Origin of the sequence: Burkholderia sp. Ac-20345, assembly GCF_017104825.1 — a bacterium.
Classification (GTDB): domain Bacteria; phylum Pseudomonadota; class Gammaproteobacteria; order Burkholderiales; family Burkholderiaceae; genus Burkholderia; species Burkholderia lata_B.
Map to the genome: position 1 here is coordinate 87,966 of NZ_JAAGPO010000012.1, position 15,870 is coordinate 103,835.

The 15,870-nt window shown below is 66.7% G+C and carries 14 protein-coding genes; 10 read left to right on the forward strand and 4 right to left on the reverse strand.

Annotation, left to right across the window (positions count from 1 at the left end):
• Positions 1-27: 27 nt before the first annotated feature.
• The gene (locus tag G3O06_RS08420; protein ID WP_089428086.1) at positions 28-1,161 is read right to left on the reverse strand and encodes a muconate/chloromuconate family cycloisomerase; all 1,134 of its coding nucleotides are present in this window, start codon (positions 1,159-1,161) and stop codon (positions 28-30) included.
• A 91-nt stretch (positions 1,162-1,252) separates the two neighbouring features.
• Here G3O06_RS08420 and G3O06_RS08425 point away from each other — a divergent pair, with 91 nt between their 5' ends.
• On the forward strand, positions 1,253-2,143 hold the full coding sequence (locus tag G3O06_RS08425) for a LysR family transcriptional regulator (RefSeq protein ID WP_205815709.1): 891 nt from the start codon (positions 1,253-1,255) through the stop codon (positions 2,141-2,143).
• Between the two features lie 147 nt (positions 2,144-2,290).
• On the opposite strand, the gene andR is transcribed toward G3O06_RS08425, so the two are convergent.
• Positions 2,291-3,250, reverse strand: a complete 960-nt coding sequence (gene andR / locus G3O06_RS08430) for an anthranilate 1,2-dioxygenase regulatory protein AndR (protein WP_205815710.1) — start codon at positions 3,248-3,250, stop codon at positions 2,291-2,293.
• A 213-nt stretch (positions 3,251-3,463) separates the two neighbouring features.
• Between andR and andAc the strand changes: the two genes are divergently transcribed.
• The 5 genes from andAc to G3O06_RS08455 all read left to right on the forward strand — a co-directional run bounded on the left by andAc (position 3,464) and on the right by G3O06_RS08455 (position 8,252).
• The gene (gene andAc, locus G3O06_RS08435; RefSeq protein ID WP_122949727.1) at positions 3,464-4,735 is read left to right on the forward strand and encodes an anthranilate 1,2-dioxygenase large subunit AndAc; all 1,272 of its coding nucleotides are present in this window, start codon (positions 3,464-3,466) and stop codon (positions 4,733-4,735) included.
• A 14-nt stretch (positions 4,736-4,749) separates the two neighbouring features.
• A complete protein-coding gene (andAd, locus tag G3O06_RS08440) occupies positions 4,750-5,238 on the forward strand; it encodes an anthranilate 1,2-dioxygenase small subunit AndAd (protein WP_069251004.1) in 489 nt (162 codons plus the stop codon).
• 20 nt (positions 5,239-5,258) lie between these two features.
• Complete coding sequence (gene andAb, locus G3O06_RS08445) at positions 5,259-5,585, forward strand: anthranilate 1,2-dioxygenase ferredoxin subunit AndAb (RefSeq protein WP_174917625.1); 327 nt, start codon at positions 5,259-5,261, stop codon at positions 5,583-5,585.
• Positions 5,575-6,795: an anthranilate 1,2-dioxygenase system ferredoxin--NAD(+) reductase gene (gene andAa, locus G3O06_RS08450; RefSeq protein ID WP_205815711.1), complete on the forward strand. Its 1,221-nt coding sequence runs from the start codon at positions 5,575-5,577 to the stop codon at positions 6,793-6,795. The genes andAb and andAa overlap by 11 nt, the downstream gene beginning before the upstream one ends.
• A 170-nt stretch (positions 6,796-6,965) precedes the next feature.
• The gene (locus tag G3O06_RS08455; protein ID WP_205815712.1) at positions 6,966-8,252 is read left to right on the forward strand and encodes a DUF445 domain-containing protein; all 1,287 of its coding nucleotides are present in this window, start codon (positions 6,966-6,968) and stop codon (positions 8,250-8,252) included.
• A 48-nt stretch (positions 8,253-8,300) separates the two neighbouring features.
• Here G3O06_RS08455 and G3O06_RS08460 read toward each other — a convergent pair whose 3' ends face one another.
• Positions 8,301-8,600 carry an addiction module antidote protein gene (locus tag G3O06_RS08460; RefSeq protein ID WP_039344756.1) on the reverse strand — a complete coding sequence of 100 codons (300 nt, stop codon included), beginning with the start codon at positions 8,598-8,600 and terminating at the stop codon, positions 8,301-8,303.
• Between the two features lie 3 nt (positions 8,601-8,603).
• Positions 8,604-8,921, reverse strand: coding sequence for a type II toxin-antitoxin system RelE/ParE family toxin (locus tag G3O06_RS08465; protein ID WP_174917674.1), 318 nt, complete (start codon positions 8,919-8,921; stop codon positions 8,604-8,606).
• 352 nt (positions 8,922-9,273) lie between these two features.
• Between G3O06_RS08465 and G3O06_RS08470 the strand changes: the two genes are divergently transcribed.
• The 4 genes from G3O06_RS08470 (at position 9,274) to G3O06_RS08485 (ending at position 15,832) form a co-directional block, all read left to right on the forward strand.
• On the forward strand, positions 9,274-10,914 hold the full coding sequence (locus tag G3O06_RS08470) for an acetolactate synthase large subunit (RefSeq protein ID WP_174917628.1): 1,641 nt from the start codon (positions 9,274-9,276) through the stop codon (positions 10,912-10,914).
• A gap of 29 nt (positions 10,915-10,943) precedes the next feature.
• Positions 10,944-12,377, forward strand: a complete 1,434-nt coding sequence (locus G3O06_RS08475; protein WP_174917629.1) for an aldehyde dehydrogenase family protein — start codon at positions 10,944-10,946, stop codon at positions 12,375-12,377.
• A gap of 253 nt (positions 12,378-12,630) precedes the next feature.
• Positions 12,631-14,214 carry a Na+/H+ antiporter gene (locus G3O06_RS08480; protein WP_174968303.1) on the forward strand — a complete coding sequence of 528 codons (1,584 nt, stop codon included), beginning with the start codon at positions 12,631-12,633 and terminating at the stop codon, positions 14,212-14,214.
• Between the two features lie 484 nt (positions 14,215-14,698).
• Entirely contained in the window at positions 14,699-15,832 is a 1,134-nt protein-coding gene (locus G3O06_RS08485) for a hybrid sensor histidine kinase/response regulator (RefSeq protein ID WP_174968304.1), read from the forward strand.
• Positions 15,833-15,870 lie beyond the last annotated feature (38 nt).

Consider the following 15,870-nt stretch of genomic DNA (forward strand, 5'->3'; position numbering starts at 1 on the left):
GTCTCCGGTTTCGGTTGTCGTGTGGGGTCAGCGGGCGTCGCGTCGCATCCGTTCGATGCGGGCCCAGTCGAAGGTGATGCCGAGGCCGGGCGCTGCCGGCAGGTGCAGCTTGAAATCCGCGTAGCGCAGCGGCTCGACGAGGATTTCCTCGGTGAGCAGCAGCGGGCCGAACAGCTCGGTGCCCCATTTCAGCGAGTCGAACGTGCTGAACAGTTGCGCGGACGCCATCGTGCCGGCCGCACCCTCGAGCATCGTGCCGCCGTACAGTTCGATGCCTGCCGCCGCCGCGATCGACGCGACGCTCGCCGCACCCTGCAGGCCGCCCGATTGCGCGATCTTCACCGCGAACACGTCGGCCGCGCGATCCTGCGCGAGCGCGAACGCATCGACCGGGCCGTGCAGCGCCTCGTCGGCCATGATCGGCACTTGCGCCAGTTGCGTGAGGCGTTTCAGCCCCGCACGGTTGGTCGCTGCGATCGGCTGCTCGACGAGGCTCACGCCGGCTTCCGCAAGGCGCGCGCCGGCCCAGATCGCGTCGGTCTCGCTCCATGCCTGGTTCACGTCGACGCGCACGTCGCCGCGTTCGCCGAGCGCGCGCTTGATCGCGATCACGTGCGCGACGTCGTCGGCCACCGCGTTCGAGCCGATCTTCAGCTTGAACGCGCGGTGCCGGCGGGCGTCGAGCATCGCTTCTGCTTCCGCGATGTCGCGCTGCGTGTCGCCGCTTGCAAGCGTCCATGCGACATCCACCGCATCGGTCCGGCGGCCGCCGAACAGCTCGGACAGCGGCACGCCGAGGCGGCGCGCCTGCGCGTCGAACAGCGCGGTTTCGATCGCGCACTTCGCGAAGCGGTTGCCCTGGAATAGCTTGCGGGCGCGCGCCAGCGCGGCGCCCGGACGCGTCGCGTCCATGCCCTGCAGCAGCGGCGCGAAGTAGGTGTCGATGTTGACCTTGATGCTTTCGGGGCTCTCCTCGCCGTACGCGAGACCGCCGATGGTGGTCGCCTCGCCGACGCCTTCGATACCGTCCGTGCATCGAACGCGGACCAGCACGAGGGTCTGGCAATTCATCGTGGCGACCGACAGTTTGTGGGGCCTGATCGTCGGCACGTCGACGAGCAACGTCTCGATGCGTTCGATGGTGGCGGCAGTTGCTATCATGCGATTCCTCCTGTTGGTGCACATGGTAGGAATTCCCGCCCCGCGTCGTCCAACACTCTTTCCGACTACTTCCATACCTTTGAGGCATGAAATGGAATTGCGTCAGCTCCGCTACTTCATCGCCGTCGCCGAGGAAATGAACATCACGCGGGCGGCGGAGCGGCTGCACATGACGCAGCCGCCGCTCAGCCGCCAGCTCCAGGCGATCGAGGACGAGATCGGGTTGCCGCTGTTCGAGCGCGGCGCGCGGCCGCTGAAACTGACGGATGCGGGGCGCGTGTTCTATGCGCAGGCGAAGCGCCTCGTCGACCAGGCCGACGAGCTCGGCCCGCTGACGCGGCGGCTTGCGCAGCTGTCGGAGCGGATCGTGATCGGCTTCGTGCCGTCGACGCTGTACGGCGCGCTGCCGGACGTGATCCGCGCGTTTCGCGAGGCGCAGCCGGACGTCGAGTTGTCGCTGATCGAAATGTTCACGCTCGAACAGCTCGGCGCGCTGAAGGGCGGGCGGATCGACGTGGGCTTCGGCCGGCTGCGGTTCGACGACGACCAACTGGTGCGCGAGGCGCTGATCGAGGAAAAGCTGATTGCGGCGCTGCCGGTCGGGCATACGCTTGCCGATCCGGCCCGGCCGCTGACGCTCGCGGATATCGCGAACGAGACGCTGATCGTCTATCCGAGCACGCCACGGCCGAGCTTCGCCGATCAACAGCTGTCCGCGCTGCGCGACGGCGCGCTGGTGCCGGCGGCCGTTCACGAGGTGCGTGAGTTGCAGACGGCGCTCGGGCTCGTGGCCGCGCAGGTGGGCGTGTCGCTGGTGCCGGAGAGTGTGGAGGGGGTGCGCGTGAAGGGCGTGGTCTACCGGCGGTTGCCGGAGCCGGCCGCGACGTCGCCGATCATCATGAGCCGCCGGCTGCACGGCGAAAGCGCCGCCACGGCCGCGTTTTGCGCGATTGCGCGGGAGATGATCGTGCCGGCGGGGTAACGATCGTCATTGCCTCTACAAATCGCAACTAACGGTCTGTTTCGGCAAGCACCGGCAAATGCGGGAAGGGCGTCGCGGTCTCATGCCGCTCCGTGCAAAGTCGCGGGCCGGTTGTGCAAGCCGCCGGGCGCGTGAGCGTGCGCGGCGTCAGCGCTTTCCGTCGAGCGTTTCCGACGGCGATTCCCCGAACTTCTCCCGATACGCGATCGCGAAACGCCCAAGGTGCGTAAACCCGCAATCGAGCGCGACATCGGCGATCCGCCGGTCGGACGCCGTGCCGCGCAGCAGCTCGCGCGCATGGTCGAGCCGCGTCGCGCGCAGGTATTGCATCGGGCTCATCCCGCGGAACTGCAGGAACGCGTCGCGCAGCGTGCGTTCCGGCACGTTGGCGGCCTGGACGATATCGGCGAGCTGCAGCGGCTGCGCGTAGTGCGCGTTCACGAACTCCTGCGCGCGCCGCACGAAGCCCGGCGCCGGATCGCGGTGCGATGCCTGCAGCACGGACGGCGGGTGGCCTTCGATCAGCAGGTCGATCAGCAGGTGCTCGAGCTGCGACGCAACACGCGGGTTCGCGTTCGCGCGTTCGAGCAGTTCGGGCGACCGTGCGACGAGCATCAGCTGCTGGCGCCACGCGGCGAGCGCGGCGTCGCTGACGTGCAGCACGGGATCGAGCGTGGCGCGCGGGTCGCCTGTCAGCGAGCCGACGGTCGCCGCGTCGATGCGCAGCACGAACTGCTCGCAATCGGCCGACAGCACCGCGTCGAAACGCTCCCCGGGCGCGCACAGCACGCCGGTCTGGCCGTCGACGCCGAGTTGCCGCCCCATCGCGCGCACCTCGGCCCGGCCGGACAGGCAGAACATCAGCAGGTAGTAGCCGTCGACCGCGTCGACCTGCACGCGCATCGCGTCGCCGAACGCGATCGTGCCGATCCCGAGCCCGCCGAGCCTGACGAAATCCATGTGCGACGCACCACGCGTGCGGCCGTTCGGCAGCAGCGCATGCGGTTGCATCACGCGCGAGATCCGCTCGCGCGTCTCGTCGAGATCGCGGGATTCGAACAGCCGGTGCGCGCGCAGCGCGAGCGGCTCGAACGACGTTGGGGACATGGGCATCAGCCTTGGTGTAGACGGCCTGCGCTTCGATCCGATCAATAGGTCGCGATCGTGCGCCGGGCCGTATGTGCCGTCATGCTAGCGCAGAAATCCGCCGAAAGTGGATATTGCACCGCCGCAATCGCACTTTCCGGATAGACGGCGAATATTAGCTTTTCAAAAATCGGCTCCATGCATTCAACGAAACGGATCGACCAGGAGTCCGACATGGAGCAGACAGAATCGCCCGTCGTTTTCGCCGCCCGCGGCGACGCGTCCGACGTGACCTTCCCGCACGAAGACGGCTCGCGCGTGCCGTACAAAGTGTTCAGCTCACGCGCGGTCTACGATCGCGAGCAGGAGCGGATCTTTCGCGGCCCGACGTGGAACTTCGTCGCGCTGGAAGCGGAAATCCCGAACGCCGGCGACTTCAAGAGTACGTTCGTCGGCGATACGCCGGTGGTCGTCACGCGCACCGAGGACGGCACGCTTTCCGCGTGGGTGAACCGCTGCGCGCACCGCGGCGCGCAGGTGTGCCGCAAGTCGCGCGGCAACGCGAGCTCGCACACGTGCGTCTATCACCAGTGGAGCTTCGACAACTCGGGCAACCTGCTCGGCGTGCCGTTCCGGCGCGGCCAGAAGGGGATGTCCGGGATGCCGGCCGACTTCGACCCGAAGCAGCACGGGCTGCGCAAGCTGCGCGTCGACAGCTATCGCGGGCTCGTGTTCGCCACCTTCAGCGACGACGTGATGCCGCTGCCCGACTATCTCGGCGAGCAGATGCGCCCGTGGATCGACCGGATCTTCCACAAGCCCATCGAGTATCTCGGCTGTACGCGCCAGTATTCGAAGTCGAACTGGAAGCTGTACATGGAGAACGTGAAGGACCCGTATCACGCGAGCATGCTGCACCTGTTCCATACGACCTTCAACATCTTCCGCGTCGGGATGAAGGCGCGCTCGATTCCGGATGCGAACCACGGGCTGCACAGCATCATCACGGTGACGAAGACGGGCGACGACACGTCGGCCGCGTACAAGCAGCAGAACATTCGCTCGTTCGACGAAGGCTTCCATCTGGAGGACGAATCGATCCTCGATCTCGTGTCGGAATACGACGAGGACTGCACGAACCATATCCAGCCGATCTTCCCGCAGCTCGTGATCCAGCAGATCCACAACACGCTGGTCGCGCGGCAGATCCTGCCGAAAGGCCCCGACAACTTCGAACTGATCTTCCACTTCTTCGGCTACGCGGACGATACGCCCGAGCTGCGCGCGCTGCGCATCAAGCAGGCGAACCTCGTCGGGCCGGCCGGCTATATCTCGATGGAGGACACGGAGGCGACCGAGCTCGTGCAGCGCGGCACGGTGCGCGACGGCGACGCGACGTCGGTGATCGAGATGTCGCGCGGCAATCCGGACCAGCAGGACACGGTGATCACCGAAAGCCTGATCCGCAAGTTCTGGGTCGGCTACCAGAAGCTGATGGGCTATTGAAGCGGGAGCGCGGAATGATGGAAAACCTGACGGAAGACATGAAGACGTGGTTCGAGATTTACATGCTCCAGAACCGCTATATCGGGCACCTCGACAACGACCGGCTCGAAGCATGGCCGACGATGTTCACCGAGGACTGCACGTACGAAATCGTGCCGAAGGAAAACGCCGACCTTGGGCTGCCGGTCGGGATCGTCCACTGCACGAACCAGCGGATGCTGCGCGACCGCGTGGTGTCGCTGCGGCACGCGAACATCTACGAAGAACACACGTACCGGCACATGACGTCGGGCCTGACGATCGTCGCGGAACGCGACGGCGAGATCGACACGGAGAGCAACTACGTCGTCGTGCAGACGCGCAGCAACGGCGAGTCGAACGTGTACCAGGCCGGCAAGTACTACGACACGGTCGTGCGCACGCCGGACGGGCTGCGCTACAAGACCAAGCGGGTGATCTACGACACGTCGCGCGTGCAGACGCTGCTCGCCACCCCGATCTGATACGGAAGCAAGGAACAGACATGACCGAAGCAACGCTCGCCGAGTGGCATCCGCTTGGCACTTTCGACGAATTCTCAGAAGACGAACCGGCAGCGCGCGTCGCCGGCCAGAAGCCGATCGCCGTGTTCCGGATCGGCGACGAACTGTTCGCGATGCACGATCTCTGCACGCACGGCCATGCACGGCTGTCTGAAGGCTATGTGGAGGATGGCTGCGTCGAATGCCCGCTGCACCAGGGGTTGATCGACATTCGCACCGGCGCGCCGAAATGCGCGCCGATCACCGAACCGGTGCGGACCTATCCGCTCCGGATCGTCGACGGGCAGGTGGAAGTCAATGTCGGCTGATCCGTTCGTGATCGTCGGCGCCGGGCATGCCGCGCGGCGCACGGCCGAAGCGCTGCGCGAGCGCGATGCCGCGGCGCGCATCGTGATGATCGGCGCGGAGCGCGAGCTGCCGTACGATCGGCCTGCGCTGTCGAAGGATGCGCTGTTGACGGACGGCGGCGAGCAGCGTGCGTTCGTGCGCGATGCCGCGTGGTACGACGCGCAGCGCATCGAGCTGCGGCTCGGCACGCGTGTCGACGCGATCGAACGCGATGCGCAGCGCGTGCGGCTCGACGACGGCACGACGCTGCCTTACGCACGGCTCGTGCTCGCGACGGGCTCGCGGGTGCGCACGTTTGGCGGGGCGATCGACGAAGGCGTCAGGCCGCATTACGTCCGCACGGTCGACGACGCGCGTGTGTTGCGCACGCAGCTTTCGCCGGGCCGCCGCGTGGCGGTGCTCGGCGGCGGCTTCATCGGCCTCGAGGTCGCGGCGGCGGCGCGCCAGCTCGGTTGCGACGTGACGGTGATCGATCCGGCACCGCGCTTGCTGCAGCGCGCGTTGCCGGAAGTCGTCGGCGCGTATGCGCATCAGTTGCATGATGCGCGCGGCGTGGTCTTCCAGATGGCGACGCTGCCGCGCGCGATCCGTCGCGCACCGGGCGGCGGCGCGATCGTCGAGACCGATCGCGGCGACGTGCCGGCCGACCTCGTCGTGGTCGGCATCGGCGTGGTGCCCAATATCGAGCTGGCGCAAGCGGCGGGGCTCGATGTCGACAACGGGATACGTGTCGACGCGGGCTGCCGCACGGTCGATCCCGCGATCTTCGCGGCGGGCGAGGTGACGATGCATTTCAATCCGCTGCTCGGGCGTCACGTGCGGATCGAATCGTGGCAGGTAGCCGAAAACCAGCCGGCCGTCGCGGCCGCGAACCTGCTCGGCGCCGACGAGACCTATGCCGAGTTGCCGTGGCTGTGGTCCGATCAGTACGATTGCAACCTGCAGATGCTCGGGCTGTTCGGCAGCGAACGCACGATCGTCGTGCGCGGCGATCCGGGGAACGGGCCGTTCACGGTGTTCGGGCTGGGCGACGACGGCAGGATCGTCGCGGTGGCCGCGGCGAACCTGGGGCGCGACATCGGCGCGTCGCGCCGGCTGATCGCGGCGGGGGCGGTGCCCGATCCGGTGAAGCTCGCCGATCCGGCAGTGAACCTGAAGACGTTCATGTAGCAGGCGCACGGTCGTCCGGCCCGGCATGCGGGAGCGATGCCGGCCGGCGCCGTGCGCGATCCGCCGGTCCGATCCGCCGGAGTGCCGCCCGCACGATGGGTGGCGCAATGTTTGTCGGCAGCACCGCAACCGGTGCATATTAGCGGCATCGTTCGCCCGACCGGTTGCCCATGACGCCAGACAAAGCCCTCGAACTGAAACGCAGCAAGCGCCGCGCGCTGTGGCTGCTGCTGGCCGCCGTCGCGGTGTTCGTCACGACGATCCTGTTGCCGCGCGGCCCGTGGGTCGACGGCTTCAAGGCCGTGGCGGAAGCCGCGATGGTCGGTGCGCTCGCCGACTGGTTCGCGGTCGTCGCGCTGTTCCGCCGCGTGCCGATCCCGTTCGTGTCGCGCCATACCGAGATCATTCCGAAGAACAAGGACAAAATCGCCGACAACCTCGCGGTGTTCGTGCGCGAGAAGTTCCTCGGCCCCGACGCGCTTGCCGCGCAGATCCGCCAGCACGATCCCGCGCAGAAACTCGGCGCATGGCTCGGCGAACCGGCGAACACCGATGCACTCGGCGGCTATGTGACGAAGCTGATGAGTTTCGCGCTCGACATGACCGACGACGCGCGGATCCAGTCGTTCGTCCACGACGCATTTCGCGCGGTGATCGACCGGGTCGACCTGTCGCAATCGGCCGGCGCGATCCTCGACACGCTGACGAAGGACGGCCGCCACCAGGCGCTGCTCGACGACGCGATCGAACAGGTGGTCGACGTGCTCGACAAGGAGGAGAACCGCGAGGTGATCGCGGGCTTCATCGTCGAATGGCTGAAGACGCAGTACCCGAAGGTCGAGAAGATCATGCCGACGCAGTGGTTCGGCGAGAACGGCGCGCGGATGCTCGCGAGCGCGGTGAGCCGCGTGCTGGAAGGCGTGGCGGCCGACCCCGAGCACGAACTGCGGCAACGCTTCGACCGGACGGTGGTGCGCTTGACCGAGCGGTTGAAGCACGATGCCGCATTCATCGAGAAGGGCGAGGAGATCAAGCGCTATATCCGCGACGGCGCCGCGTTCAACGAGTATGTGCGCGACTTGTGGGATCAGTTGCGCGCGTGGCTGAAGGCCGATCTCGCGCGCCCGGATTCGGCGCTGCACCGGCAGGCCGCGACGCTTGGCGGCTGGCTCGGCGCACGGCTGGCGGAGAGCCCGGCATTGCGCGCGTCGCTGAACGAGCACGTCGAGAAGGCCGTGCACGAGATGGCGCCGGATTTCGCGGATTTCCTGATGCGTCACATCCGCGACACGGTGCGCAACTGGGATGCGCGCGAGATGTCGCGGCAGATCGAGTTGAACATCGGCAAGGATCTGCAATACATCCGCATCAACGGCACGCTGGTCGGCGGACTGATCGGGCTCGGGTTGTATCTGGTGTCGCTGGTGCCGCGCTGGGCGGCCGGCTGGCTGCACTGACACGGCCACCGGTATCGCGCGGCGGGCGCGACGGGCCGCATCCGTGCATCACGCGTGCGCTTTCGAGCCGTGCAGTTGCAGGCCGAGCGCCTTGATGACCTTCAGGATCGTGCCGAAGCTCGGGTTGCCGTCGTGCGACAGCGCCTTGTACAGCCCTTCGCGCGACAGGCCCGCATCGCGCGCGACCTGCGACATGCCGCGTGCACGCGCGATCACGCCGAGCGCGTGCGCGATGAAGGCCGGATCGTCGCCGGCTTCCTGCAGGCACGCTTCGAAGTAGTCGGCCATGTCGTCTTCGGTTTTCAGATGATCGGCCGAATCCCACGGCCGGGTGCTGATCTTGTCCATCGGTTACTCCATGTCGAGATGCGCGAGCATCGCGTGCGCGGCGCGGATGTCGGCCTGTTGCGTCGATTTATCGCCGCCGCAGAGCAGGATGACCCAGATCGTTCCGCGCCGGACGTAGTAGACGCGATAGCCGGGGCCGTGGTCGATCCGCATCTCGACGACCGGCGAGCCGGCGGACTTCCAGTCGCCCGGATTGCCCATCGAGAGACGATCGATGCGAGCCTGGATGCGGCGCTTCGCGACGCGATCCTGCAGGCCGGCGAACCAGGCGTCGAAGACGCCGGTGGTCCGGATGCTGAACGTAGGCGCACTGTAGGGCATGGATTGCAGTATGTCAACCATGGTTCACAGGTTTGGTGTGTTGAATTCCGTTGCCGCTACAGTAGGGCCGCCGGCTTGGTTTGCGTGCCAATTGGCCATTCGGCCGAAGTCGGGATCTTCCGAATCCGTCTACAATCAAAAGCATCTTTGCCGCCCGTGCGTGCTTGCCGCGCGCGGGCGGGTCCGTTTGTCCTCCGGTATCCGGAGGCGCCGCCGTGCAGCGCGTGTCGCGCGGCGGGCAGTGCCGTGGTTTGTGTCCAGTAGGTAAAGCGTCCGCGTGCCGTAGGCCGGCGCGCGTTCTGAACGCTGCGTGTCCGTAGGCCGGGCAGGCGGCATCAACCGAGAGTCCCCCATGAAAGCATCGGATCTGTTCGTGAAGGCGCTGGAAGCCGAAGGCGTCGAGTACGTGTTCGGCATTCCCGGCGAGGAAAACCTCGATCTGCTCGAATCGCTGCGGCGATCGAAGATCAAGCTCGTGCTGACCCGGCATGAGCAGGCGGCCGGGTTCATGGCCGCCACCTACGGCCGCCTGACGGGCCGTACCGGCGTGTGTATCGCCACGCTCGGGCCCGGCGCGACGAACTTCGTGACGGCCGCTGCGTATGCGCAGCTCGGCGGGATGCCGATGCTGATGATCACCGGGCAGAAGCCGATCAAGTCCAGCAAGCAGGGCCACTTCCAGATCGTCGACGTGGTCGACATGATGCAGCCGCTCACGAAGTTCACGCGGCAGATCGTGTCGATCGGCAACATCCCGTCGGCCGTGCGCGAGGCGTTCCGCCGCGCGGAGGAAGAGCGCCCGGGCGCCGCGCACCTCGAACTGCCGGAAGACATCGCGCACGAGGAGGGCGACGGCAAGCCGATCCCGCGCAGCTACAGCCGGCGGCCGGTGGCCGAGGAGAAGGCGATCGCGCATGCGGTCGACGCGATCCAGGCCGCGCGCCATCCGCTGCTGATGATCGGCGCAGGCGGCAACCGCAAGACCACCTGCAAGATGCTGCTCGAATTCGTCGACAAGACGGGCATCCCGTTCTTCACGACGCAGATGGGCAAGGGCGTGATCGACGAGACACACCCGCTGTGGCTCGGCAACGCGACGCTGTCCGATGGCGATTTCGTGCACCGCGCGATCGAGCATGCGGACTGCATCATCAACGTCGGCCACGACGTGATCGAGAAGCCGCCATTCTTCATGCGTACCGACGACAAGACCGTGATCCACGTGAACTTCCTCGGCGCGCAGGTCGATCCCGTCTACTTCCCGCAGATCGAGGTGGTGGGCGACATCGCGAACGCGGTGTGGCAGATGAAGGAGGCGCTCGCGCCGCAGCCGCACTGGGATTTCGCACGCTTCGCGATGATCAAGGAGCACTTCGACGCCCATCTGGAGAAGGGCCAGCACGACCCGCGCTTCCCGATGTACCCGGTGCGGATCGTCAACGATCTGTACAACGCAATGCCGGTCGACGGCATCGTCTGTCTCGACAACGGGATGTACAAGATCTGGTTCGCGCGGTACTGGCGCGCGCATGAGCCGAATTCGCTGCTGCTCGACAACGCGCTCGCGTCGATGGGCGCGGGCCTGCCGTCGGCGATCGCGACGAAGATCGTGCATCCGCAGCGCAAGGTGATCGCCGTGTGCGGCGACGGCGGCTTCATGATGAATTCGCAGGAGCTCGAAACGGCCGTGCGGCTGAAGCTCGACCTCGTCGTGATGATCCTGCGCGACGACGCGTTCGGGATGATCCGCTGGAAGCAGGAGAACATGAACTTCCCCGATTTCGCGATGACGCTGCAGAACCCCGATTTCGTGTCGTATGCGCAGAGCTACGGCGCGCACGGGCACCGCGTCGAATCGGCCGACGATCTCGAACCGCTGCTGCGCGAGTGTTTCTCGTCGCCGGGCGTGCACGTGATCGACGTGCCGATCGATTACTCGGACAACGAGCGCGTGCTGAACCGCGAGATCAAGCGCCTGTCGGCGCAACTCTGAATGTCCCGTTCACAGGAAGGAGTCGTTCCATGTTGAAGGAAACCTATCCGTACTACCTCGCCAACGAAGCCGTCTACGCGAACACCGATCTGGAAGTGACGGACAAGTTCAGCGGCAAGGTCGCGACGCGCGTCGCGATGGCCGACGCGAAGGCCATCGACGCGGCGATCGGCGCGGCGGTCGCCGCCGCGAAGCCGATGCGCGAGCTGCCGGCCTACAAGCGGCAGGCCGTGCTCGACCATTGCGTCGCGCGCTTCCGCGAGCGTTTCGACGAACTGGCCGAGGCGCTGTGCATCGAGGCCGGCAAGCCGATCAACGATTCGAAGGGCGAAGTAACGCGCCTGATCGACACGTTCCGCGTGGCGTCCGAGGAATCGGTGCGCATCGACGGCGAGATCATCAACCTCGAGATCTCCGCGCGTGCGCAGGGCTATACGGGCTACACGAAGCGCGTGCCGGTCGGCCCGTGCTCGTTCATCTCGCCGTTCAACTTCCCGCTGAACCTCGCCGCGCACAAGGTCGCGCCGGCGCTCGCGGCCGGCTGTCCGTTCGTGCTGAAGCCGGCGAGCCGCACGCCGATCGGCGCGCTGATCATCGGCGAGGTGCTCGCGGAAACCGACCTGCCGAAGGGTGCGTTCTCGGTGCTGCCCGCGCATCGCGACGGCGCCGACCTGTTCACGACCGACGAGCGCTTCAAGCTGCTGTCGTTCACGGGTTCACCGGCCGTCGGCTGGGCGCTGAAGGAGAAGGCCGGCAAGAAGAAAGTCGTGCTGGAACTCGGTGGCAACGCGGCCGCGATCGTCGATGCGGACCAGCGCGACCAACTCGACTACGTGGTCGAGCGCCTTGCGTTCGGCGCGTACTACCAGTCGGGCCAGAGCTGCATCGGCGTACAGCGGATCCTCGTGCATGCCGATCTGTACGACGCGCTGCGCGAGAAGCTGATCGCGAAGACGCGTTCGCTGAAGATGGGCGATCCGAAGGATCCGTCGACGTTCGTCGGCCCGATGATCTCCGAATCCGAGTCGCGTCGGCTGTCGGGCTGGATGGACGCGGCGGTCGCGGCAGGCGCGAAGATCGTCGCGGGCGGCAAGGTCGACGGCGCGATGTTCGAGGCGACGCTGCTGGAAAACGTCGGGCATGAGCAGGACCTGTACCGGAAGGAGGCGTTCGGCCCCGTTGCGATCCTCGAGAAGTTCGACCGCTTCGACGACGCGCTCGCGCGCGTGAACGACAGCGACTTCGGGCTGCAGGCCGGCGTGTTCACCGATTCGCTCACGCATGCGCAGCGCGCGTGGGACGAGCTGGAGGTCGGCGGCGTCGTGATCAACGACGTCCCGTCGTTCCGCGTCGACAACATGCCGTACGGCGGCGTGAAGGATTCGGGCCTCGGCCGCGAAGGGATCCGCTACGCGATCGAGGACATGACCGAGCCGCGGCTGATGGTCGTGCGGCGCCGGTAGCGCGCGGGCAGGCAGCGCGGTGCCGCAGCGGCACGCGGGCGGGCGATCAGGCCGGCCCGCGTGCCGTTTTTCATGGCGGCGCGTGCAGCGGGCCGGTGCCGGGTCTGCATCGTGCGGGTACCGTGCCCGCATCGCGCGGCGGGCTGCCCGAACGCGCTCGACTGCGGGCCTCGCCTCGTGATGTAATCGCGCGAAACTGCCGACCGGGGTACGACGCCGGAAAGCGCGAATTCATTCTTCACGAGGTCGTTTCATGTCTCCCGTCTCGGCATTCAAGCTGGTTTTGTTGTCATTCCTTGCGATCGTCGCGCTCGAATGCATCGCCAAGCGGCTGCGGCTGCCGCCTGCCGCCGCGCTGTTGATCGGCGGCATCGGCATCGCGTTCATCCCCGGCCTGCCGCCGATCAATCTCGATCCCGAACTGGTGCTGCTGGTGTTCCTGCCGCCGCTGCTGATGGACGGCGCGTACTTCTCGGTGTGGGAGGAGTTCAAGCGCAACGTCGGCGGCATCCTGCTGCTCGCGATCGGCGCGGTCGTGTTCACGACGTTCGCGGTCGGCTTCGCCGTGCACTGGGTGGCGCCGTCGCTGCCGTGGGCCGCGTGCTTTGCACTCGGCGCGATCGTGTCGCCGCCCGACGCCGTTGCCGCGAAGGCCGTGCTCGAACGCGTCGCGCTGCCGCGCCGGCTGATGGTGCTGCTCGAAGGCGAGAGCCTGCTGAACGATGCGGCCGGCCTCGTGCTGTTCCGCTTCGCGGTCGCGGCCGCGCTTACCGGTGCGTTCAGCCTCGAGCACGCGGTCGTGCGCTTCGCGGAGCTCGGGCTCGGCGGCGTGGCGATCGGCTTCGCGGTCGGCAAGCTCGTCGTGTGGTTCCTGAAGCAGCTCGACGACGACTATCTCGTGATCACCGTCGCGGTGATCGCCGGCTGGATCGCCTATATCGCGGGCGAAATGGTCGAAGTGTCCGGCGTGATCGCCACCGTCACGGCCGGCATGATCATCGGCTGGCATCAGCACGAGGTGTTCTCGGCGGCCGTGCGCACGCGCGGCACCGCGTTCTGGCAGGTCATCGTGTTCCTGCTCGAAGCGATGGTGTTCGTGCTGATCGGGCTGTCGCTGCGCGGCGCGGTCCACCGGCTCGGCGGCTTCGAGCAGGTGCTCGCGACGATGGTGCCGCCGATGCTCGCGGTGCTGGCGGCCGTGATCGTGTCGCGCTTCGTGTGGATCTACGCGGTCGAGGCGCTGAAATGGCCGGTGCGCGGGGTCGCGCGGCGCGGCGAAGCGCCCGACTGGAAGGCCGCGACGATCATGAGCTGGGCCGGGATGCGCGGCGTCGTCACGCTGGCGATCGCGCTGTCGCTGCCCGAGGCGATGCCCGGCCGCGACGTGATCCTGGTCGCGTCGTTCGCGGTGATCCTCGTCACCGTGCTGCTGCAGGGCACGACGATCGGCCCGCTGATCCGGCTGTTGCGCCTGCCGCAGCGCGAAGAGCGCGCGGCGCATCACCTGACCGAGCCGCAGACGTGGGCGTACGTCGAGGCGGCGCAGCTCGCGGCGATCCAGCCGCTCGTGCGCGATGAGAACGGGGTCGTGATCCATCCACGCCTGCTCGAGCAGTACACGTACCGTGCGGAATTGACGGAAAGGGCGAAGAACGAGCCCATGTATCCGGCAGAAGTACGTGCCGCGCACTACGACGTCGTGCTGGCCGCGATCAAGGCCGGGCGCGCGGAACTGTTGCGCCTGCACCGATCGGGCCACATTCACGACGAGATGCTGCATGCGCTCGAGCGCGACCTCGACCTGCAGGAAGTGTCCGCGCAGCACGCGCGAGGGTAAGACCGCACACCTGCGTCATCCCGCCATCAAGCGGCCGGCGCCAGCCGGCCCGAAGCGCGCCCGGGCCAATCGTTGCCCGGCGCGCTTTTTTGCTTCCTCCCGCCGGCCGATTCGGCGCATTTCCATCCGGCCCTTAAATGCTGCAAACAGCCAGCCTTGCAGCGCATGCAAACCTTATCGCGCCGGTCCCGCAAACGTTATCGTCTTTCGAATCCGGAAATGATCTGATTTAACTGTTTCCGTCTCTTTCTGCATATTTGGCAAAACTAAACCGGATTGAGATAGATGCTGTGTTCTAATTTCATTTAGAATCAGCCGGTTATGTTTATTGAGAGAAAGGATGCGGAGGTAATGCGGCCGCCAACGGGGAAGAAATCGGCGTCCGGTGCCCTGCAAGGCAGTGCTGACAGGCCAAATCGGCGGAATCAGGTGGGGCTTTCAACCGCCAAAATAAGATAGCGTCCAAGCCGGATAAACAACTCCTATGAAAGAATCGATTGGAGAATCGGCGTTTGAAACTGTATTTATGAAAGAATCGAGCGGTGATAATGCCTCGGATTGTCTTGAATCGGGGTTATCGGTCCTTCTCGTCGACGATCAACCGTTCGTCGGCGAGGTGATCCGACGCGCATTGCGCAGCGAACACGACATCGACCTGCACGTGTGCACTGACGCGCACCGGGCGATGGCGGTCGCCCGCGACGTGAAGCCGACGGTCATCCTGCAGGATCTCGTGATGCCGGAGATCGACGGCCTCGATCTCGTCCGTGCGTGGCGCGCGGACGCCGGCACCGCTCGCGTGCCGATCATCGTGCTGTCCGCGAAGGAGGAGCCGATCGTCAAGCGCGAGGCGTTCATCGCCGGCGCGAACGACTATCTGGTGAAGCTCCCCGACGCGATGGAGCTGGCCGCCCGTATCCGCTATCACTCGAATTCGTACCTGATGTCCCGGCAGCGCGACGAGGCGCTCGATTTCCTGTCGCACGACATGCGTTCGCCGCAGACGTCGATCCTCGCGCTGCTCGACGTTTACCGGACCGAGCACGGCGAGATGCCGGCGATCATGGAGCGCATTGCCGGCCATGCGCGGCGCGCGCTCGCGCTTGCCGACGGCTTCATCCACCTGACCCGCGCGCAGTCCGAGCGCCGCGCGCACGAGGTCGTGAGTCTCAACGAGATCGTGCTCGACGCCGTCGACCAGCTGTGGGAGAAAGCGGCCGGGCTCGGCAGCCGGGTCGTCGCGCACGTGCCCGATACCGAGTGCGTGACGATGGGCGACCGCATGATGCTGACGCGCGCGGTCGCGAACCTGATCGACAACGGGCTGAAGTACGGCCCGGCCGGCACGGACGTGCACTGCACGCTGAGCAGCGAGGACGGTGCATGGCTGATCGGCGTCGAGGATACCGGCGCCGGTATCGCGCCGGAGCAGCGCACGGCCGCGACCGAGTCGTTCGTGCAGCTCGAATCCGCGCATGGCGCGGCGCGCGGCGGCTTCGGCCTCGGTCTCTCGTTCGTCCGCGCGACGGCGGCGCGGCATCGCGGCCAGATCCTGATGCGCAATACGGCGCGCGGCTTCATGGTCGCGCTTCGGCTGCCGGCGCAAGCGGAGCGGTGATGTCGCGGCGCGGCCTGCCGGCGCCGCGCTGCCCGCAG